This is a genomic window from Amycolatopsis sp. Hca4, from assembly GCF_013364075.1.
Lineage (GTDB): Bacteria > Actinomycetota > Actinomycetes > Mycobacteriales > Pseudonocardiaceae > Amycolatopsis.
Window position 1 is genome coordinate 9,882,074 of sequence record NZ_CP054925.1, and the last position, 19,236, is coordinate 9,901,309.

Sequence of the window (19,236 nt, forward strand, 5' to 3'; positions counted from 1 at the left end):
GAGGAGAGGGAGGAATCCGTGCACCGACGCGTCGTCATCACCGGACTGGGCGTGGTCGCACCCGGGGGAACGGGCACCGCGGCGTTCTGGGACCTGCTCACCGCGGGCCGCACCGCCACCCGGACGATCAGCTTCTTCGACCCCGCGCCCTTCCGGTCCCGGGTGGCCGCCGAATGCGACTTCGACCCGGCCGAGCACGGGTTCACCGCCGAGGAGGCGGCGCGGCTCGACCGGAGCACGCAGCTCGCGCTGGTCGCGGCGCGCGAAGCCCTCGCCGACGCCGGCACCGCGCCGGGGGAGGACGCCCACCGCTGGGGCGTCACCGTCGGCAGCGCCGTCGGCTGCACCATGGGGCTGGACCGGGAGTACGCCGTGGTCAGCGACCGGGGCCGGCACTGGGAGGTCGACGCCGGCCGCGCGGTCGGGCACCTCTTCGACTACTTCGTCCCCAGCTCGATCTCCGCGGAGGTCGCCCGCCGGTTCGGCGCCGGCGGCCCGGTCGCGATGGTCTCGGCCGGGTGCACCTCCGGGCTGGACTCGGTGGGGTACGCGGCCGCGCTGGTCGCCGAAGGCTCCGCCGACGTGGTGCTCGCCGGCGCCACCGACGCCCCGATCTCGCCGATCACCGTGGCCTGCTTCGACGCGATCAAGGCCACCACCGCCCGCAACGACGACCCGGCGACCGCGTCCCGGCCGTTCGACCGCTCCCGGGACGGGTTCGTGCTCGGCGAAGGCGCCGCCATGTTCGTCCTGGAGGAACTGGGCGCGGCCCGGCGGCGGGGCGCCCGGATCTACGCCGAGATCGGCGGGTACGCCGCCCGCTGCAACGCCTTCCACATGACCGGCCTGCGCCCGGACGGCCGCGAAATGGCGGCGGCGATCGACGCGGCGCTCGGCGAGGCGAAGCTCGCCCCCGAGGACGTCGGCTACGTCAACGCGCACGGCTCGGGTACCCGGCAGAACGACGTGCACGAGACCGCGGCGGTCAAGACCAGCCTCGGCGAGCACGCCCGCCGGACGCCGATGAGCTCGATCAAGTCGATGATCGGGCACTCCCTCGGCGCCATCGGCGCGATCGAGCTGGCCGCCTCCGCGCTCGCCATCGACCGCGGGGTGGTGCCGCCGACGGCGAACCTGCACGAAGCCGATCCCGCCTGCGACCTCGACTACGTGCCGGTCACCGCGCGCGAGGCCCGGGTCGACGTCGTGCTCAGCGTCGGGAGCGGGTTCGGCGGCTTCCAGAGCGCGGTCGTGCTGGGCAAGCCGGAACGGCTGAGCCGGTGAGCGCGGCGATCGTCACCGGCCTGGGCGTGCTCGCCCCGAACGGCGCCGGCACCGAGGAGTACTGGAAGGCGACCCTGGCCGGGTGCGGCGGGATCGGGCCGCTGACCCGGTTCGACGCCTCGGGGTACGCGGGCGGGCTGGCCGGCGAGATCGGCTTCGACCCCGGCGAGCTCCTGCCGCGCCGGCTGCTGCCGCAGACCGACCGGATGACGCGCCTGGCGCTGGTGGCCGCGGACTGGGCGCTCGCCGACGCCGGGATCGTCCCGGGCGACCGGCCCGAGTACGCGATGAGCGTCGCCACGGCCAGTTCGTCCGGCGGGTTCGAATTCGGGCAGCGGGAACTGCAGCGGCTGTGGGCCGACGGGCCCGAGCACGTCAGCGCCTACCAGTCGTTCGCGTGGTTCTACGCGGTCAACACCGGGCAGATCTCGATCCGCCACGGCATGCGCGGCGCGAGCGGGGTCGTGGTCACCGAGCAGGCGGGTGGGCTCGACGTGCTCGGCCAGTCCCGGCGGCTGCTGCGGCGCGGGAGCGAGCTCGTCGTCACGGGCGCGGTCGACGCGTCGCTGTGCCCGTGGGGCTGGGTCGCGCAGCTGGCCAGCGGCCGGATCAGCACCGAGACCCGGCCCGAGCACGCGTACCTGCCGTTCTCCCCGGAGGCGCACGGTTTCGTGCCCGGCGAGGGCGGCGCGCTGCTGGTGGTCGAGGACGAGGCCGTCGCCAGGGCCCGGGGCGCCGCGGGGTACGGCAGGCTCGCCGGCTACTGCGCGACCTTCGACCTCCCCGGGCGGCCCGGCCTGGAGCGGGCGATCCGCGGGGCGCTCGCCGACGCCGGTCTCGAGCCCGGCGACGTCGGGGTCGTCTACGCCGACGCGGCGGGCGTTCCGGAGCTCGACGCGCAGGAAGCCGCGGCGGTGTCGGCGGTGTTCGGGCGGCACGCCGTCCCGGTCACCGCGCCGAAGACGATGACCGGGCGCCTGTCGTCCGGCGGCGGCGCGCTCGACGTCGCGACCGCGCTGCTGGGCCTGCGCGACGCCGTGATCCCGCCGACGGTGAACGTCTCCGGGCCCGTGCCCGGCTACGGGCTCGACCTCGTCGTGGGCGAGCCGCGCCCGGCCGCCGTGTCCGCCGCCCTGGTACTGGCCCGCGGGCAGGGCGGGTTCAACTCGGCGGTCGTCGTCACGCCCGTCCGACCGTCCGAAGAGGAGTGACCATGCTGACCGCAAGTGCACTGAGGGACCTGATCGTCGAAGCGGGCGGCGACGCCGACGGCGCGGCGGACCTGGAGGAGTTCCTGACGACCGGGTTCGACGACCTCGGCTACGACTCGCTGGCGTTGCTGCAGGCGGAAGCTCTGCTGCGCACGAGGTACGGCGTGGTGCTGCCCGAGGGGACGACCGCGGAGCTCGCCTGTCCCCGCGACCTGCTGGCGGCGGTGAACGACCGGCTGGTGCCGGGCTGAGGTTTCTCAGCATCCTGCCAGCGGCGCGTGGCTAGCTTGGCGGGGCCGGGAACGGAACCGCCGTTTCCCCGAACTGGGTGGGGTGCGCGCCATCAGCGAGAAGTCCCGCGGCTCCGCGCTCGCGTCGTTCCACGTCCTGCTGGCGCTGGCCGGGATCCTCGCGCTGGTCGGGGTGGTGATGGTGCTGAGCGCGTCGTCGGTTTCGTCGTACGACCCGCGCACCGGCGGCGGGCAGTACGACCTGTTCTTCCGGCACCTGACCTACTTGGGCCTCGGTGCTGGCGTGTTCTGGCTGGCGCTGCGCCTGTCGCTGCAGCGGATCCGGGCGCTGGCGAGCAAGGCGATGGCGGTGGCGCTGGTGCTGCTGGTCCTGGTGCTCACCCCACTGGGCGCGGCCGGCGGCGGCGCCCAGCGCTGGTTCGTCGTCGCCGGGCAGTCGGTCCAGCCGATCGAGTTCGCCAAACTCGCGCTGGTGCTCTGGGGCGCGCACGTGCTGGTGGCCAAGCAGCACCTGCTGCACCGCTGGCGGCACCTGCTGGTGCCGGTGGTCCCGGTGACGCTGCTGATGTTCGCGCTGGTGATGGCCCAGCCGAACCTGAGCGGGACGGTCACCCTGGGCGTGATCGTGCTGGGCCTGCTGTGGTTCGCGGGCATCCCCGGGCGCCTGTTCGCAGCCTTGGTGTCCGGGGCGGCGGCCGGGTTCGCGGTGCTGGCGATGAGCGCGGACTACCGGCTGGGGCGGGTACTGGCGTTCCTGTCGGACTCGTCGGCGTCGTACCAGACGACCCAGGCACTGTACGCGCTCGCCGACGGCGGGGTGTTCGGTCGCGGGCTCGGCCGGGGCAGCGCGAACTGGGGCTACCTGCCGGGCGTGGAGAACGACTTCATCTTCGCGCTGGTGGGCGAGGAACTGGGGTTCGTGGGGTGCGCGGCGGTGATCGGCTTGTACGCGGGGGTCGCGATCGTGGGAACGCGGATCGCGCGGCGGGTCCGCGATCCCTGGGCCCGCCTGGTGGCGGGCACGCTGACGCTGCTGGTGGTCGCGCAGGCGGCGATCAACATCGGGTACGTGGTGGGGTTGCTGCCGGTGACGGGGGTGACGTTGCCGTTGGTTTCCTACGGTGGATCGTCGTTGCTGGTGACGGCGGCGATGTTCGGGATCCTCGCGAACATCGCCCGCACCGAACCCGAGGCGGCGGCGGCTTTGCGCCACCGCGCGCCGGGCCGGTCCGGGTTCCTGCGGTGGCCGCCCCCACCGCACGCATCCCGCCCGGCCCCGGCGGGCGACCGCCGCCGGACGGTGCATCCGCCGGGCGAACCGGCGCGGGCGCGTCCACCGAAGGGCTCGGGGACGCAGTCTCGATTGCGCCCATGGCAAGGCGATGTGCCGCAGGGACAGGGCTCCCTTGGCCTGCCCGAGCTGCCCAGCCGGATCGGCGCGGCGCACCCGCGGAGGTGCCGGTGACCGCCGCCCTCAGTCCTTCACCGCTCCCGCCGCGAGCCCCGTCCGCCAGAACCGTTGCAGTGCCAAGAAAGCCAGGATCAGCGGGATGATCGACAGCAGCGATCCCGTCACCACGATCGCCTTCAGGTCCGGGTCTCGCGTGATCTGCGTGTTCAACGTGTACAGCCCCAGCGTCACCGGGTACAGCCGGTCGCTGGTCAGCATCACCAGCGGCAGCAGGAAGTTGTTCCAGATCGCCACGAACTGGAACAGGAAGATCGTGATCAGCGCCGGGGCCATCAGCCGCAGGCTGACCGTGTAGAACATCCGCACGTCGCCCGCGCCGTCGATGCGGCCCGCCTCCAGGATCTCGTCCGGGACCGATGCCGCCGCGTACACGCGGGCCAGGTACACCCCGAACGGGCTGATCGTGCTCGGCAGGAGCACCGACCACACCGTGTTCGTCATCCCGACACCGGCCAGCATCAGGAACAGCGGCACCGCGAGCGCGGTCGGCGGCACCAGCACCCCGGCGAGGATCGCCGAGAACGTCACCGAACGCCCGCGGAAGGTGTACTTGGCCAGCGCGTACCCCGCCATCGCCGACAGCAGCGTGGCCGCCGCCGCGCCCACCACCGAATACAGCGCGCTGTTCGCCAGCCAGCGCAGGTACAAGCCGTCGCCGAAGGTCACCGTGTCGTGCAGGTTGGTGCCCAGGTGGTTGCCCGAGAACCACAGGCCGAACGTCGTCGACAGGTCGGACGCCGACTTCGTCGCGGAGATCGCCAGCCAGGCCACCGGCAGCAGGAAGTAGACCGCGGCGACGAACATCGCCGTGGTCACCACGAAGGACGAACGGTGGCCGGTCACAGGGCGGCCCTCGCGCGGGTGATCCGGAAGAACAGCCACGAAAGGACCGCGATGAGCAGCGTCACCAGCACGCTCATCGCCGCTCCCAGGCCGTAGTTCTGAGCGGAAATCTGGGCGTAGGCGGCCATCGACGGCGTGTACGACGAGGAAACCGCACTCGAAACCCCGGCCATCACCTGGGGCTCGGTGAACAGCTGGAACGTGCCGATGATGGAGAACACCCCGGTCAGCACCAGCGACGGCGCGATGATCGGCACCTTGATCCGCCACGCGATCGCCCAGCCGGACGCACCGTCGAGCCGGGCCGCCTCGTACAGCTGGGGCGGGATCGCCTGCAGCGACGAGTAGAGGATCAGCATGTTGTAGCCGGTGAACGTCCAGGTGACGATGTTCGCGATCGAGTACAGGATCACGCTGCCGGACAACAGGTCCGGGTGGAGGCCGAGCGGGTCGAGCAGCTGGTTGACCGGCGAGAGGTTGGGCGCGTAGAAGAAGCCCCACATCACCGCGGCGATCACCCCGGGCACCGCGTACGGCAGGAAGAACGCGAGCCGGAAGAACCGCCGCAGCCGCACCACCGCCGAGTCCAGGGCCAGGGCCAGCACCAGCGCTAGGCCGAGCATCACCGGGATCTGGACCACCCCGAACAGCAGCACCCGCCCGACCGAGCCGGTGAACCCGGCGTCGCCGAGGGCCGCGGTGTAGTTGGCCAGGCCGGCGAACACCTCGACCGGGCGGCCGTAGGTGGAGGTCCGGGTGACCGCGGTGAAGCTCTTCACCACGGCCACGACGATCGGGGCCACATAGAACACCGCGAACCCGAGCAGGAACGGGGCGAGCAGCAGCCACGCCGCGCGGGTGCTGCCGTTCGCCCGCCGCCGGCGCGCCACCCGGGGGCGGGGCGGCGCGCCGGCGACGGTCTGGGACGCTGCGACAACCATCGTCGTCCCTACTTCGCCACGGGGATGGACTGGCGTTGCAGGTCGGTGATCGTCGCCGCGCCGGCCTCGGAAAGCGCCTTGCCGAGCGTGCCGTTGCCGGACAGCGCGGCGCCGAAGCCGTCACGGACGTGGGCGTAGGTCTGCTCCATCGACGGTCCCCAGGTGAAGTCCTGGCTGACACCCTTGCCCGCTTCGCGGAACACCGCGTCGACGTCCTGGCCGCCGAAGAACCGCGTGTTCTCCGGCGACGCCTTCGCCGACTCCTGGGCCGACACGGTGGCCGGGTAGATGCCGCCCTGGGCGGTCAGGATGGCCAGTGCCTGCGGGTCGCTGTCGAGCCACAGGGCGAACTGCGCCGCTTCGGCCGGGTGCTTGGTGCCGGCGAACACCGCGGTGGTCGAGCCACCCCAGTTGCCGGAGCGCTGCTCGCCCTTCGTCCACTGCGGCAGTGGCGCCACGGCCCACTTCCCGGCGGTCGAGGGCGCGGCCTTCGCGATCGTGCCGACGCCCCAGACGGCCCCGGTCCAGGTGGCGATCTGCCCGGAGTCGAGGGCCTTGTTCCAGGATTCGGAGAAGCCCTGGTAGTTCGAAACCAGGCCCTGGGAAAGCAGGTTCTGCCAGTAGTCGGCGACCTTGGTGGACGCCGGGTCGGTCAGGTTCACCTTCCACTGCTGCCCGTCCTGGGTGAACCAGTGCCCGCCGGCCTGCCAGACCAGCCCGGCGAACCAGTTCACGTCCTTCTGCGGGAAGTGCGTGATCGTGAGCTTCGGGTCGGCGGCGTGCAGGGTCTTCGCGGCCTGGGCGTACTCGTCCCAGGTCGTCGGCACCGGCACCTGGTACTTCTCGAACAGGTCCTTGCGGTAGAACAGGCCCATCGGGCCGGTGTCCTGCGGGATGGCGAAGACGCCGTCGCCGCCCACCGAGGCCTGCGCCCACGTCCAGTCCACGAACTTCGATTTGGCGTCCGCGACGCCGGGACAGGCCGAGATGTCCCGCAGGCCCTGCTGGACGCGGAACCCGGGGAGCGAGTCGAACTCGACCTGCCCGAGGTCCGGCGCCTGGTTCGCCTTCAGCGCGGTGAACATCTTGTTGTAGGTGCCCTGGTTGCCCTGCGGGGTCTGCTCGACGGTGACGTGGATGTCGGGGTGCCCCTGGTTCCACAGGGCGACGGCCTGGTCGATGCCGGGCAGCCAGGACCAGAACGAAAGCTCGACCTTGCCCCCGGCGGGCGCGCAGCCGGCCGCGGCGGCGGGCGCGGCGGAGTCGGCGCTGCCGCAGCCCGCCAGCGCGAGCGACGCGGCGGCCAGGGCGGCGCCCAGGCGGCGGAGCCGGTTCGTCGGGGGAGAGGTACGCGTCATTGCGTTCGGTCCTTTCGCGGGGCGGCCCGGCAGCGGTCGATCGTGCCTCGGGAACGTTCCCGGGAATGTTCCCGGCCGCGGCACCCGGGGAGTATGCGCACCTCGGAGCCACCCCGTCAAGGGCGTCGTGCGGACGGATTCGATTCAGGCGGTCGCGCGCGTGATCAGCGAAACCGGCAGCGAGATCCGGTCGGCGGTGTCCGCGAGCAGGGCCCGGACCAGCGCCTGGCCGTGGTCGTACTTGTCGATCCGGACCGTGCTCAGCGGTGGGTTCAGGTACGCCGACATCTCCAGGTCGTCGAAGCCGACGACCGCGCAGTCCCGCGGCACCGCACCGCCCCTGGCGAGCACCGCCTGGACCGCCCCGATGCCCATCAGGTCGTTGAACGCGAAGATCCCGTTGACCTCCGGCGACGCCGAAAGCAGCCGGCGGGCTGCGTCCTTGCCGCCCGGGATGGTCGGCGGTCCCTGGACGATGCGGGCGGTGACGTCGCCGAAGCCGAGCGCCGCGCACGCGGTCACGAAGGCCAGCCGTCGCTCGTCGACCGCGACGCCGACCGAGCTGTCCAGCATCCCGAGGCAGGCGTCCGGCCGCCGGGCGAGCAGCTCCACCGCCGCGGCGGTGCCGGCCGCGAAGTCGTTGCTCACCGAGGCCGCCACCTCCGCCGGCAGTTCCCGGTCGGCCACCACGAGCGGGACCGAGCGGGCGTAGTCGGCGAGGACGTCGTCGGGCATGCCGTAGAAGAAGCCGACGACCCCGCGCGCGGAGCGGGCCAGTGCGTCCTCCATGGCGTCGCGTTCCCGGCCCGGGTCGGCGTCTGTGTTGTACAGCACGACGCTGCACCCGGCCGCCTCCGCCGCGTCGTACACCCCGCGCGCCACCGCCGGGTAGAACGGGTTCGCGATGTCGGAGACGATCAGCGCGATGACGTCCGAGCGCTGGGTGCGCATGCCCTTCGCCAGCGCGCTCGGCCGGTAGCCCAGCCGGGTCGCCGCCGCCAGCACGCGCTCGCGGGTGTCCGGGGCGATCTCCGGCAGGTCGCGCAGGGCACGCGAAACCGTTTGCCGCCCCACGCCCGCTTCCCGGGCCACGTCCTCGATCGTCACGCGCTTGACGCGTGGCAGCCGTCCGCGTTCGGTCACGCCGTCCCCTCCCTTCGCGTAAGACGCCGAGCCTAAGGGGTCAGGGCGCGGCGCCACTGGGCGGTGACGCTCCGGCGCAGCGCTTCGGTGTCGACGCTGTCCGGATCGAGCAGCCGCTGCAACGCGATCCCGCGCAGCTGGCCGACGACGGCGGTCGCGACCTCGTCCGCCCCGGTGTTCGCGTCGATACTGCCGTCCGCGATGCCGGCTTCGACGTCTTCGCGCAGGTCGGCGCGGAAGGCGGCGTCCCGCTCGCGGAAGATCGGGGCCAGCTCCGGCTGGGTGGCGGCTTCCGCCCACAGCAGCAGGAAAGCCTGGTTGAACGCGCCGATCCGGCCGAGTTCGCCGAGGTAGCCGTCGATCAGCCGCAGCAGGCGGTCGAGGCCGGGCGGGAGGTCTTCGAGCCCCGGGACGAACCCGGCCTGTGTGGCGCGCGCCAGCCGTTCGACCAGTGCCTGCTTCCCGCCGAAGTGGTGGGTGACGATCCCGCGGCTGTACCCGGCCCGTTCCCCGACGCGGGCGAGCGTCAACGACCGCACGCCCTGCTCGACGACGAGTTCGGCAGCGGCGGTCAGCAACGCGGCTTCGGCCTGGTCGCGGCGTTCCTGCTGGGTGCGGCGCATGTCCGGAGTGTAGCAAAGTAACTTGCGTGTTGCCCAACAAGTATGTGTAGAGTGCGTTGCCAGGAGGTCCTGATGATCGAAATCGAAGACCGAGCCCTCGACGCCCTGCTCGCCGACGACCCCGGCGGCCCGGTCGTGATGCTGAACCTGCTGCGGTTCCGCCCGGACGGCGGCCGCGAGAGCTACCAGCGCTATGCCGAAGCGCTTCGCGCCGAACTCAACCCCCGCTACGGCCTGCAGGTGGTGTACCTCGGTGCCGGCGGTCCGGCGCTGGTCGCCGAGCCCGGCCAGGCCTGGGACATGGTGGTGCTGGTCCGCTACCCGGACCGGCAGGCCTTCGCGGCCATGGTCCGCGATCCCGAGTACCAGGCGATCACCCACCTGCGCACCGAGGCGCTGGTGGAATCGGTCCTGCAGCCGACCACGCCGGCGGTGGCGTGATGCCCGCGGTGTTCGTCCACGGCAACCCCGAGACGGCGGCGGTCTGGGACCTGCTGCTGGCGGAACTCGCGCCCACGAGAACGGACGTCATCTGCCTGTCCCCGCCCGGTTTCGGCGCGCCCCTGCCCGCCGGGTTCGCGGCCACCCCGGCCGGCTACCGGGACTGGCTGGCCGTCGAACTGGCGGCCTTCGGCGAGCCGGTGGACCTGGTGGGGCACGACTTCGGGGGCACTCACGTCCTCAACGTCGTGCTGAGCCACCCGCACCTGGTCCGCAGCTGGGTCAGTGACACCCTCGGAAGCTTCGACCCGGACTACGAGTGGCACGAACTCGCCCGCCGCTGGCAGACACCGGGCGTCGGCGAGGCCGATGTTGCGGCCCGGTTCGGTGCGGCGCCCGAAGAACGCGCCGCGGTGCTGGTGGAACGCGGGATGGGCCGGGCGGTCGCGGCCCGCGTCGCGGCGGGGCAGAACGAGGCGATGGGCCGCGCGGTGCTCACCCTGTACCGAGCCGCCGCGGCCGGCGCGCCCGGCCTCGGCTTGCCGCTGGAACGCGCGGCGGCCCGGCCCGGGCTCGCCATCCTGGCCACGGCCGACCACGTCGTCGGCAGCGAGGAGCAACGGCGCCGGGCCGCCGCCCGCGCCGGGGCGCGGGTCGCCGTCCTCGACGGCCTCGGTCACTGGTGGATGACCCACGAACCGGACCGCGGCGCCGCGGCGCTGACCGGGTTCTGGGCGAGCCTGCCCTGACCTCAGCGGGCGGTGCAGGCGAGCCCGGCCAGCGGCTGGGACGTGCCGGTCACCACGGCGCCCCAGGTCGTCGCCGCGCCGGCGGCCAGTGTCCCGTTGTAGTTCTGGTTGGCCGCCTGCACCTGCCGGCCGGACTGGGTGGCCGCGGCGTTCCACGAGTTGGTCAGCTGCTGGCCGCCGGCGAAGGAGAACGCCGTGGTCCAGCCGGTCAGAGCGGTGGATCCGGTGTTCTTCACGGTGAACTCCAGCTGGTACCCGCCGTTCCACGACGAAGTGACCGCCGGGGTCACCGTGCACGACGCCCCGGCCGGGGTGGTCGTCGTGGTCGTGGTCGTGGTGGTGGGGCTGGTCGGCGTGGTCGTCGCGGTGCTGGTCCCGGTCGTGTAGCTGATCCCGGTGTAGGCGGCCGCGCACCCGGAAAGGCACTGGTCCGGCAGGGAAAAGCGGTACACGCGGCCGTCGTTGACGAGGGTGTCGCCCGCGTCGCGGACCCGGATCGCGTAGGAGGTCCCGGCCGTGGTGGTCGGGCCGATGAGGAAGGCCTGGCCGAGGTCGCTGTCCGGTGGTGCCTGCTGCCAGCTGCCGTCCGCGCCCTGGAACTCCACGCCGTGGACGCCGTTGGGCAGGTGCGACACGGCGACGGCCGTCCAATACCGTTGCGAGCCCTGGAGGAAGCCGAGTTTCAGGTCGCCGGTGTAGTTCGGCGCGGGCACGTAGGACCACGAGACGCGCCGGTTGTTCCAGTGTCCGGGGTTCATGTCCCCGACCGGGACGCCGTTCTTCACGAACCGGTTCAGCGACGCGGTCGAAAGGTCGAGGTGGCCGGGATCGTCGCGGCACCAGGCGTTCGAGTCACCGCAGCTGTCGGCGACGACCATGGTCAGCTGGGCGCCGGCGTAACCGTCGGTCACCCAGGACCCGTTGCGGCAGAACGGCTGTCCCGGCGCGCCGTCGTTCACGCCGGTGCAGTACTCGCCGATGGTGACCTGCACGAACCGTCCGCAGTTGCGGCCGTTGTCCCACAGCCCGATCTTCGCGGCCTGCGAAGGCGGGATCGGCCGCGGGTAGAAGCTGTAGTCACCGGGGGTGTTGTAGACGTTGAGGGCGACGAAATCCGGCGCGTCGAGCACGTCCTGCGGGAGGCCGCAGCCGCCGTAGGGCGCACCCAGCGCGTCGAAGTGGGTGGCGTTGCCGGTGATGGGTGCGGCCGGTGCGGCGCCCGACTTCCAGGGCCACAGCACGGAAACACCCACGACGAGCACGGCGATCACGGCGAGCACACCCGGGCGTGCGGCCGGCCGGCGCGAGGCGGATCCCATCGGCTCTCCTTCCGCGGTTCAAGTACCGCGGCAGGCGGAAAGCGGCCCCGGCGGCGTCGTCTGGAAGCGCTCCCAGAGTCCACCGTGCCCCCGTCGTTTGTCAATCGCCTCCTCACGCCGGGCCGCGGGCGACGACGGTCAGCCGCTCGAGGGCCAGCTGTCCCGAGGTCAGCCGGAGGCCGATCGCGGGGGACCAGCCCGTGCCGATCACCGGACCGCCCGGGATCGTCCGCAGCAGCTGCCACCGGCCCTGGTGGCCGAGCCAGCTGGTGAGCCCGCCGCGGTGGTCGGACACGACCGCGAACCGGTCGCCCGGCGACCACTCGACGGCGGCGCAGCACCCGCCGGTCACGTCGTCGCCGTAGTCGCGCCCAGCGGCCCGCACGTCCGCGCCGGAGGTCCCGAAGTGGTGGTTGTACCAGGCCAGGGCCAGATCGTCCGGCCCGGCGGCGCGGCCGAGCAGCACGCTGTCCTCCGGGGCGCTCCCGGCGAAAGACCGCGGTTCGAGGACCACCGCGAAGTCACCGGCCGGGGCGGCCACCGGTGCCACGAGCACGGCGGCCGACTGCCGGCTCGCGGACGCGACCAGTGCGCCGTCCGCCTGGCTCAGCGCGGGCACCGGCTCCCCGAACCGCGGGCCGACGCGGTAGTCGTTCAGCCGGTCACCGGTGAAGTCGTCGTCCCACACCGGCGTGGCGAAATCGGCCGGGTCGAACACGACCTCCGCACCCACGAGGTCGGCGGTGCTGCGCACCGGGACGCCGTGGTCGAGCGTGGACACCAGCAGCCGCGCCGGCGCCCGGGTGCCGACCGGCGTGTCCGCGGGTGCCGTCACCCGCCACCGCAGCGGCACGTCCCGGCCCGGGGTGAGCCGCAGGTCGCCGGCCGGGCCGACCGGCTGGGCCGTCCAGCCGCGGGGGAGGGTGAGCGCGGGCCGGACGGTCAGCGGCTGCGAACTGCGGACCGAACCGGTGATTTCGGCCGTCTGCCCGGGCCGCAGCCGCGGCGGATCGTCCTGGAGCCGGACCCTCAGCCGGTCGTCTTCGGCGCGCCACGCCTGCACCGCGGTGATACCGGTCGCGCCACCGTCCACTCTGGACGGCCGGACGCGCAGCCCGTCGGTGCGGACCGCCGGCTGGACGACGACCCGGTTCGGCCTGCCGCGCACCGGCGTCGCCGGATCCCTTTGCCCGCCGGGAAGATCCGCCCAGGTCCCGTCCGCGGCGCGGTACTGCAGCGCGAAGGAATCGGGCGTGCGGACGCCACCGCCGTCGTCGTAGAAGGAGATCCGGACGTCGGAGACGTCGGTGGCCGCGCCGAGGTCGACGGCCAGCCAGTCGTCGCGGTTCGGGCTGCCGTAGCTCGTCCAGCGCGTCGACGGGACGTCGAGGTCGAAGTCCTGGCCGTCGATCGCGTTGGCCGGGCTGTCCGCGGGCCACGTGTAGGACGCCGAGGCCGCCGGGTAGCCGGTGCGGGCCGGGTTCGCCAGGTCGTCGACCAAGTGGTCGGCGGCGGCCGGCTTGCCGGGCCGGACCGGCACGTCGACCGCGGTCAGCCCGGCCTGGCGGTGCACGAGCTTGCCGTCCAGCCAGACGCTCAGCCCGGCGCCCTGCCGGTAGACGTGGCCGTCGCGGTCCCAGGCCACGGTCAGGTTGCGCCCGTGGTAGGGCACGTTCTCCACGGCGAAGTGGTCCCAAGCCGCCGGAACGAGCGGCGCGAGCCGCACGTGGTCGCCCTGCTGGGGCCGGATGCCGAGCAGCCCGGACAGCACGAGGTCGTCGAACGTCGAGTGGTTGTAGTCCTCGCTGTGCCCGCGGGAGTCGTAGAGCCAGCGGTCCTCATCGGGGTGGTGCGCCTCGGCGACGTACGGCACGCCGTTCTTGCGCTGGGTGAGGGCGTAGCCGCGCAGCAGGGCGTAGTAGTCCTGAGTGGACACGTACGGCTGCGGGGGATAGTCGGTGAGCAGGTTCGCCAGCGCGGTCAGGGTCTGGCTGGTGGCGTAGGGCCAGCTCGGCCCGGACCAGCGGCAGCACCCGGCGGCGGCGTCGTGCATGAACCACGGGCTCCGCCGCTCGACCGTGGTGGGCCCGAACGGGGCCGCGAAGCCGGCCGGATCGGTCAGCTGCGCCCACGCGGCGGCGGCACCGGCCGGGGCCATGTGGAAGTACCAGGGCACGAAGCCCATTTCCTCCCGGTCGGCGATCTTGGTGCGTGCCGGGTTGCCGTCGCGCATCACGTGCTTGTAGAACGCGTCGCCGCTGTCCCACAGGACGCGGTCCTGGTTCGCCTGCAGGCCGCGGGCGTCCCGGTCGTAGGAGTCGGCGAGCTGCCGGTCGCCGGGTGCGCCGCGGCGGCGCAGCAGGTTCGCGATGGCCTGCGCGTCGCCGTACTGGTAGGCGTTGAGCGTGGGGCGGAACCCGGCGCCGCCGTGGTAGGGATCCGGGCTCTGGTAGGAGCTCGCGGTGTACTCCATCGCGTCCCAGACCGGAACCTGCCAGTACAGGCCGAGCTGCGGATCGAACTGCGGCGCCCAGGCGGCCCACTGCCGCTGCAGCTCGGGGAGCCGGTCGACGGCGAAGTCCCACCGGCCGTCGACGGAGGCCCGGGCGAGCACGGCGTCGGCGGCCCAGAAGGAGTACTCGTGGGCCCAGTCGGTGGTGTTCTCGTTGAGGCCGTCGGTCGCCGGCTTCGGGCCCGCCCCGCTGCCGCGCAGCCAGTAGTCGACGTAGTCGTCGAGGTAGCGGGGGTCGCGCAGCCACCGGCCTTCGTACAGGTGGTGCCCCGAGGCGGCGTCGATCCCGCCGCCGGGGGCGGAGTAGCCGACCGGGCCGAGGAACTCGGAGACGATCCAGCCGTCCTCGGGCCCGGTGTACTTGAGGGCCTCCTTGAAGGTGCGCCACCGGTAGTAGTAGGTGTCCTCGATCGCCTTGTCGGGCAGGTCGACGAACGGGATGTTGGCCTCGTACCAGCCGGGGTCGCCCAGGCCGGCGAGCTTCGCCGGGTGGTCGAGCAGGTGCGTCCCCGGGCCGACGGCGGGGTAGACCGGCGGCGGGCCGGCCTGCGCGGCCACCGCGGGGACCACGGCGGCCGACAGGGCGACGAGCGTGGTGGTCAGGACCGTGCACAGACGGCGAAGCGAGCGCATGCCGACGCTCCTCGTGCTCCTGGGGGACCGGGCAGGGGAACGGTAGCCGGTCGGATACAACGTTGTAAACAGGGATTTACAACGTTGTATCCGGGTAACCACCGGAAATGCACCGCAGTCGCTTGTTCGGGATCTTCATCGACACGCCCGCCGCCGAAGCCGGCCGGGCCGCGCAGTTCTGGTCGGGCGCGCTCGGCGCGCCGGCCCGGCCGGTGGCGGGCGAAGAGCAGTTCACCACCCTGGAGGGTGCCCTGCCCGGCCTGCTCCTCGACGTCCAGGCGATCGACGGCGAACCCCGCTACCACGTCGACATCGAGACCGACGACGTGGCGGCGGAGGTCGCCCGCCTGACCGCTTCGGGCGTGCAACCGGTGTCCCACTGGCTGGAGTGCCACACCCTGCGCGCGCCCGGCGGGCACCTGCTCTGCGTGGTGCCGGTGCACAGCGATCCGGAGACGTTCGGGAAGCTGGCCCGCACCTGGCCGTGACCGGGCTCGACGGCCCCCGCCGTCCGCAACTGCTCAGGCGTGCCAGGCCGGATCGCGCCCCAGGAAGCCCATCAGCCTGTCCTGTGCCGGAGCGTCCTCGGCCACCGGCACCGCGGGGCCGAACTGGCCGCTGTCGCGCAGCAGCTGCTCCATCGGCCGCATCGCCGCCAGCGCCTCCGCACAGCGCTCCGCTCCGAGGTCGGGCTCGCGGCCGAGTGCCTTCGCGAGATCCCAGGAGTGCATCCAGACATCGCCGGTGTAGAACTGCGCGATCGCCTCGTCCACCGGCCGGTCGCCGGTGTGCGGGTTGCTGAGCACGCGGCCGGCGGGGTCTTCGAGGATGGCCTGGATGTCGGCGACGTGCTGCTTCCACGCCCCCGCCGGGTCGGCGTCGACGTCCAGCGGCGGGAGTTCGATCCCCGCGCCGAGGAGGAAGCCGCGCGGCCACTCGACCAGGTGCCGGACGACGTCGAGGGCCGTCCACCCCGCCACCGGGGCCGGACGCGCCCAGTCGCCGGACGAGGCCGATTCGACGAGTTCGGTGAAGCGCGCGGCGTCGGCGGCGTGCTGACCGGCCGGGGTCATCGGGCGAGCAGTTCGTCGAGCTTGGCGTACCCCTCGTTGACCCCGACGTCCATGCCGCCGGCCAGCATGCCGTCGCGGGTGGCGAAGTCCGGCACCACGCTGAGCACCCGCAGCCGGGTGCGGCCGCCTTCGAGTTCCTCCAGGGTCAGCGTTTCCAGTGCGACGCCGTCGGGCTCGCCGTCGTAGGTGAACGTCGACACGATCCGCTCGTTCGGCCGCACCTCGTGGAAACTGCCGTGGAAGGCGGCGATCTCCGTGCCGTCGCGGTCGTTGGCGAAGGCCCACTCGCCGCCGGTGCGCGCGTCCCAGCGGATGATCCGCGTGGTGACCGAGTGCGGCCCGACCCACTGCGCGTACAGCTCGGGGTCGACATGCGCGCGGAACACCTGCTCCCGCGTGGCGTCGAAGTCCCGGACGAGCTGGATGGTCGGGACCTTCTCGTCGGCCAGGATGTCGGTTTCGTACTTCGCCGTGGTCATGACGCGTCCTTTCGCGGGCGGGTTTCGCTGCCGTTCATGCGGCCCAGCAGCGTGTCGAGGCGCCGGTAGCGCTCCTCGGCCTGCCGCCGGTACCGCTCGATCCACTTGGTCATCAGGTCGAACACCTCCGCGTCCAGGTGGACCGGACGGCGCTGCGCGTCCTTGCTGCGGGTCACCAGCCCGGCCTCCTCCAGCACCTTCACGTGCTTGGAGACCGCCTGGAGGCTCATGTCGTAGGGCTCGGCCAGCTCGCCGACGGTCGCGTCCGCGCCGGCCAGCCGCGCCACCAGGTCGCGCCGCGTCGGATCGGCCAGTGCCGCGAACACCCGGTTGAGCCGTTCGCTGTCTTCGTCCACCGGTTTCTTCCTCAACTCTTCGGTTGAGCAAGACCGTACGACGGCGCCGGAACTGTTGTCAACCTGAAGGTTGAGAACGGGTGGGGCTCCGCGGAGCCCCACCCGGTGCCTCAGAAGTGGTCGGCCGTGCTGATCCGGCTCCGGACCAGTGCGCCGGACGCGGTCAGCCGCCCGGTGCCGTAGTCACCGCCCGCGCAGGTGCCCGGTTGCAGCGCGGCGCTGCTTTCGTCCGCGTCGGAGTACGTCCAGTTCGCGTAGCCGATCTGCAGCTGGTCGAGCAGGTCCAGCCAGGCCGTGGTGCTCGACTGATCGAGGGTGCCGCCGCCGGTCGCGGTCACCGTGCCGAACTCGGTGACGAACAACGGCAGCTTCGTCGCGGCCCGGCTCACCGTGGCGCGGTAGTTGTCCTTGTGGCTGGCCGCGTAGAAGTGGAACGTGTACATGATGTTGGTGGCGTTGACCGGGTTGGTGACGACCTCGGTCTCGTCGGACCCGTCGGAGACGCCGAGCGAGGACCACCCGCGGGTGCCGACGATCACGACGGCGTCCGGGTCGGCGGCCCGGATCACCGGGATGACCTGCTCGGCGTAGCTCTTGATGGCGCCCCAGCTGACCCCGTTGGGCTCGTTGGCGATCTCGTAGATCACGTTCTTCCGGCTCGCGTTGCGGGCGGCCACCGCGGCGAAGAAGGTCTTGGCGCGGTCGAGGTTGTAGTTCGGGTCGCCCGGGGTGAGGGTGTGGAAGTCGACGATCGCGTACATGCCGCGTTCCTCGGCCTCGCCGACGAGGCTGTTGACCCGGTCGGTGAACCAGGCCGGGTTGGTCTCGTACCCCTTCTCCTGCACGTACATGGCGATGCGGAGCAGGTCGGCGTGCCAGTCGTTCGCGAGCGCGTCCAGGGACGCGTCGTGGTAGCAGGAGTCGAACCACTGGAGGCCGTGCGTGCTCATGCCGCGCAGCTGGATCGCCCGGTTCGCCTCGTTGCACAGGTGGACGCCGCAGACGTGCAGCTGCCCGTTGGCCGCCAGCGGCGTGCCGCCGGGGGACGGCGTGGTCGTGCTGGTCGTCGGCGTGGTGGGCGTGGTGGTGGTGGTCGTCGTCGAGCCGGTGCAGGTGACGCCGTTCAGTGCGAACGACGCCGGGATCGGGTTGGCGCCGGTGGTGGTGCCGGTGAAGCCGAGGTCGGCGACGGCACCCGGGCCCAGGGTCCGGTTCCAGTCGGGGTTGGCCGCGGTCGCGGTGGTCCCGGACTGCGACCAGGTGGCGTTCCAGCCCTGGGCGACCTTCTGGCCGGCGTCGGGGAAGGTGAACTTGAGCGACCAGCCGGTGATCGGGTCGCCCAGGTTGGTGACCTTGACCCCGGCTTGGAACCCGCCCTGCCACTGGTTGGTGACGGTGTAGTCGACCCGGCAGCCCTGCGCGGCGGCGGAGGCTTCGGGCATGGCCAGCACGGCGGTGCCGCCGAGAACCGTCGCGCCGGCGGCCGCCAGCGCAGCGATGGAGCGCTTCATTGAACTCCCTTGGTGTGGTGTTCGAGTGTTTCGACGGGCTGAGAGCGCTCCCAGAGAGGAGAACATCCGGCGCCGGTCGTCGTCAAGAGCGCGCCCCCTGATGCCCTGCGGGTATCACCGGCGCCGGAAGAGGTCTTGGACGCGGGTTCCCCGCCGGGGCAAGAGTGGCGGGGTAAGCGAAAGGAGCAGGCATGAAGGTCTTTCTGACCGGCGGGTCCGGCTACATCGGCCGGGCCACGATCGCGGAGCTGGTGCGGGTGGGCCACCGGGTCGAGGCGCTGGCCCGCAGCGACCGCGCGGCAGCGGCCGTGGAGGCGGCCGGAGCCACCGCGATCCGCGGCGGCCTCACGGATCTCGACGTCCTCGGCGCCGCCGCCACCCGCGCGGAAGCGGTGATCCACCTGGCCCAGGCCACCTCGGGCGAGGAGGACCTCGCCGCAGCCATGGCCATGGCAGGCGGCGGGACGTACGTGCACACCGGCGGCACGTGGGTGTACGGCGACACCGGCGGCGTGCGGGACGAGACGGCGCCGTGGCGGCCGCCGGCGGTGGTGGCGTGGCGCCGGCCGGTGGAGGAAGCCGTGCTGGCCCGCGCGGCCCGCCCGGTGATCGTGCAGCCGGGACTGCTGTACGGCGGCGAAAACCGCCTGATCGACGCGTTCTTCGTCCAGCCGGGCAAGAAGAACGGCGCGATCCCGTACATCGGCGAGGGGGACAACCACTGGGCTCTGGTCCACGTCGACGACCTCGCCCGGCTGTACGTGGCGGCGCTGGCGGCCGAGCCGGGGTCGGTCTACGTCGGCGTGGGTGGCGTGAACCCCACCGCGAAGCAGGTGGCCGAGGCGTGCGCGCACGCCTCGGGCCTGGACGGGAAGACGGTGTCGATCACGCTGGAGCAGGCCCGCGCCGAGATGGGCCCGATCGCGGACGCGTTCGCCCTCGACCAGGAGTTCAGCCCGGCCAAGGCGCAGCGCGAGCTGGGCTGGGCGCCGCGGTACCGGGATCCGTTGCGGTTCCTCGCGGAAGGCCGCTGAAACC

Annotated in this window: 19 protein-coding genes; 8 read left to right on the forward strand and 11 right to left on the reverse strand. The window is 72.6% G+C overall.

Going from position 1 to position 19,236, the window contains the following annotated elements; all coding sequences use genetic code 11:
• Positions 1-18 precede the first annotated feature (18 nt).
• The 4 genes from HUT10_RS44730 to HUT10_RS44745 all read left to right on the forward strand — a co-directional run bounded on the left by HUT10_RS44730 (position 19) and on the right by HUT10_RS44745 (position 4,211).
• The gene (locus tag HUT10_RS44730) at positions 19-1,284 is read left to right on the forward strand and encodes a beta-ketoacyl synthase (protein WP_176176748.1); all 1,266 of its coding nucleotides are present in this window, start codon (positions 19-21) and stop codon (positions 1,282-1,284) included.
• Positions 1,281-2,495: a ketosynthase chain-length factor gene (locus HUT10_RS44735; protein WP_176176749.1), complete on the forward strand. Its 1,215-nt coding sequence runs from the start codon at positions 1,281-1,283 to the stop codon at positions 2,493-2,495. Before HUT10_RS44730 ends, HUT10_RS44735 begins: the two co-directional genes overlap by 4 nt.
• 2 nt (positions 2,496-2,497) lie before the next feature.
• Positions 2,498-2,746: a phosphopantetheine-binding protein gene (locus HUT10_RS44740; RefSeq protein WP_176176750.1), complete on the forward strand. Its 249-nt coding sequence runs from the start codon at positions 2,498-2,500 to the stop codon at positions 2,744-2,746.
• 82 nt (positions 2,747-2,828) lie between these two features.
• Entirely contained in the window at positions 2,829-4,211 is a 1,383-nt protein-coding gene (locus HUT10_RS44745; protein WP_368660812.1) for an FtsW/RodA/SpoVE family cell cycle protein, read from the forward strand.
• A gap of 9 nt (positions 4,212-4,220) precedes the next feature.
• Here the strand turns inward: HUT10_RS44745 and HUT10_RS44750 are convergent, their stop codons facing one another.
• The 5 genes from HUT10_RS44750 to HUT10_RS44770 all read right to left on the reverse strand — a co-directional run bounded on the left by HUT10_RS44750 (position 4,221) and on the right by HUT10_RS44770 (position 9,125).
• A complete protein-coding gene (locus tag HUT10_RS44750) occupies positions 4,221-5,036 on the reverse strand; it encodes a carbohydrate ABC transporter permease (protein WP_176178340.1) in 816 nt (271 codons plus the stop codon).
• 20 nt (positions 5,037-5,056) lie between these two features.
• Complete coding sequence (locus HUT10_RS44755; protein ID WP_176176751.1) at positions 5,057-6,001, reverse strand: carbohydrate ABC transporter permease; 945 nt, start codon at positions 5,999-6,001, stop codon at positions 5,057-5,059.
• An 8-nt stretch (positions 6,002-6,009) separates the two neighbouring features.
• On the reverse strand, positions 6,010-7,359 hold the full coding sequence (locus HUT10_RS44760; RefSeq protein WP_176176752.1) for an ABC transporter substrate-binding protein: 1,350 nt from the start codon (positions 7,357-7,359) through the stop codon (positions 6,010-6,012).
• Positions 7,360-7,503: 144 nt separating this feature from the next.
• Positions 7,504-8,502, reverse strand: coding sequence for a LacI family DNA-binding transcriptional regulator (locus HUT10_RS44765; protein WP_176176753.1), 999 nt, complete (start codon positions 8,500-8,502; stop codon positions 7,504-7,506).
• 32 nt (positions 8,503-8,534) lie between these two features.
• Positions 8,535-9,125 (reverse strand): TetR/AcrR family transcriptional regulator, encoded by a 591-nt coding sequence (locus tag HUT10_RS44770; RefSeq protein ID WP_176176754.1) that lies wholly within the window; start codon positions 9,123-9,125, stop codon positions 8,535-8,537.
• A gap of 72 nt (positions 9,126-9,197) precedes the next feature.
• Here HUT10_RS44770 and HUT10_RS44775 point away from each other — a divergent pair, with 72 nt between their 5' ends.
• On the forward strand, positions 9,198-9,566 hold the full coding sequence (locus HUT10_RS44775) for a DUF1330 domain-containing protein (protein ID WP_176176755.1): 369 nt from the start codon (positions 9,198-9,200) through the stop codon (positions 9,564-9,566).
• A complete protein-coding gene (locus HUT10_RS44780; protein WP_176176756.1) occupies positions 9,566-10,315 on the forward strand; it encodes an alpha/beta fold hydrolase in 750 nt (249 codons plus the stop codon). The genes HUT10_RS44775 and HUT10_RS44780 overlap by 1 nt, the downstream gene beginning before the upstream one ends.
• A 2-nt stretch (positions 10,316-10,317) precedes the next feature.
• Here the strand turns inward: HUT10_RS44780 and HUT10_RS44785 are convergent, their stop codons facing one another.
• Together HUT10_RS44785 and HUT10_RS44790 are read right to left on the reverse strand one after the other, a co-directional pair.
• Complete coding sequence (locus tag HUT10_RS44785) at positions 10,318-11,634, reverse strand: cellulose binding domain-containing protein (protein WP_176176757.1); 1,317 nt, start codon at positions 11,632-11,634, stop codon at positions 10,318-10,320.
• 112 nt (positions 11,635-11,746) lie between these two features.
• Positions 11,747-14,779: a discoidin domain-containing protein gene (locus HUT10_RS44790; protein WP_176176758.1), complete on the reverse strand. Its 3,033-nt coding sequence runs from the start codon at positions 14,777-14,779 to the stop codon at positions 11,747-11,749.
• A 107-nt stretch (positions 14,780-14,886) separates the two neighbouring features.
• On the opposite strand from HUT10_RS44790, the gene HUT10_RS44795 reads away from it, so the two are divergent.
• Positions 14,887-15,267 (forward strand): VOC family protein, encoded by a 381-nt coding sequence (locus tag HUT10_RS44795; protein ID WP_176176759.1) that lies wholly within the window; start codon positions 14,887-14,889, stop codon positions 15,265-15,267.
• A 33-nt stretch (positions 15,268-15,300) separates the two neighbouring features.
• Here the strand turns inward: HUT10_RS44795 and HUT10_RS44800 are convergent, their stop codons facing one another.
• From HUT10_RS44800 to HUT10_RS44815, 4 genes are all read right to left on the reverse strand, one after another.
• Entirely contained in the window at positions 15,301-15,852 is a 552-nt protein-coding gene (locus HUT10_RS44800; RefSeq protein ID WP_176176760.1) for a TIGR03086 family metal-binding protein, read from the reverse strand.
• Positions 15,849-16,331 carry an SRPBCC domain-containing protein gene (locus tag HUT10_RS44805; RefSeq protein WP_176176761.1) on the reverse strand — a complete coding sequence of 161 codons (483 nt, stop codon included), beginning with the start codon at positions 16,329-16,331 and terminating at the stop codon, positions 15,849-15,851. The genes HUT10_RS44800 and HUT10_RS44805 overlap by 4 nt, the downstream gene beginning before the upstream one ends.
• Positions 16,328-16,687: a helix-turn-helix transcriptional regulator gene (locus HUT10_RS44810; protein ID WP_176176762.1), complete on the reverse strand. Its 360-nt coding sequence runs from the start codon at positions 16,685-16,687 to the stop codon at positions 16,328-16,330. Before HUT10_RS44810 ends, HUT10_RS44805 begins: the two co-directional genes overlap by 4 nt.
• 110 nt (positions 16,688-16,797) lie before the next feature.
• Entirely contained in the window at positions 16,798-18,198 is a 1,401-nt protein-coding gene (locus tag HUT10_RS44815; RefSeq protein ID WP_176176763.1) for a cellulase family glycosylhydrolase, read from the reverse strand.
• Positions 18,199-18,389: 191 nt separating this feature from the next.
• Between HUT10_RS44815 and HUT10_RS44820 the strand changes: the two genes are divergently transcribed.
• The gene (locus tag HUT10_RS44820) at positions 18,390-19,232 is read left to right on the forward strand and encodes an NAD-dependent epimerase/dehydratase family protein (RefSeq protein WP_176176764.1); all 843 of its coding nucleotides are present in this window, start codon (positions 18,390-18,392) and stop codon (positions 19,230-19,232) included.
• The last annotated feature ends 4 nt before the right edge of the window (positions 19,233-19,236 follow it).

Excerpts from the sequence above, each read along its gene's own strand:
- HUT10_RS44820 (WP_176176764.1), top strand. The coding sequence starts at position 18,390 with ATGAAGGTCTTTCTGACCGGCGGGTCCGGCTACATCGGCCGGGCCACG.
- HUT10_RS44795 (WP_176176759.1), top strand. The coding sequence starts at position 14,887 with ATGCACCGCAGTCGCTTGTTCGGGATCTTCATCGACACGCCCGCCGCC.
- HUT10_RS44780 (WP_176176756.1), top strand. The coding sequence starts at position 9,566 with ATGCCCGCGGTGTTCGTCCACGGCAACCCCGAGACGGCGGCGGTCTGG.
- HUT10_RS44805 (WP_176176761.1), bottom strand. The coding sequence starts at position 16,331 with ATGACCACGGCGAAGTACGAAACCGACATCCTGGCCGACGAGAAGGTC.
- HUT10_RS44755 (WP_176176751.1), bottom strand. The coding sequence starts at position 6,001 with ATGGTTGTCGCAGCGTCCCAGACCGTCGCCGGCGCGCCGCCCCGCCCC.
- HUT10_RS44785 (WP_176176757.1), bottom strand. The coding sequence starts at position 11,634 with ATGGGATCCGCCTCGCGCCGGCCGGCCGCACGCCCGGGTGTGCTCGCC.
- HUT10_RS44760 (WP_176176752.1), bottom strand. The coding sequence starts at position 7,359 with ATGACGCGTACCTCTCCCCCGACGAACCGGCTCCGCCGCCTGGGCGCC.
- HUT10_RS44815 (WP_176176763.1), bottom strand. The coding sequence starts at position 18,198 with ATGAAGCGCTCCATCGCTGCGCTGGCGGCCGCCGGCGCGACGGTTCTC.
- HUT10_RS44770 (WP_176176754.1), bottom strand. The coding sequence starts at position 9,125 with ATGCGCCGCACCCAGCAGGAACGCCGCGACCAGGCCGAAGCCGCGTTG.
- HUT10_RS44800 (WP_176176760.1), bottom strand. The coding sequence starts at position 15,852 with ATGACCCCGGCCGGTCAGCACGCCGCCGACGCCGCGCGCTTCACCGAA.
- HUT10_RS44775 (WP_176176755.1), top strand. The coding sequence starts at position 9,198 with ATGATCGAAATCGAAGACCGAGCCCTCGACGCCCTGCTCGCCGACGAC.
- HUT10_RS44740 (WP_176176750.1), top strand. The coding sequence starts at position 2,498 with ATGCTGACCGCAAGTGCACTGAGGGACCTGATCGTCGAAGCGGGCGGC.
- HUT10_RS44790 (WP_176176758.1), bottom strand. The coding sequence starts at position 14,779 with ATGCGCTCGCTTCGCCGTCTGTGCACGGTCCTGACCACCACGCTCGTC.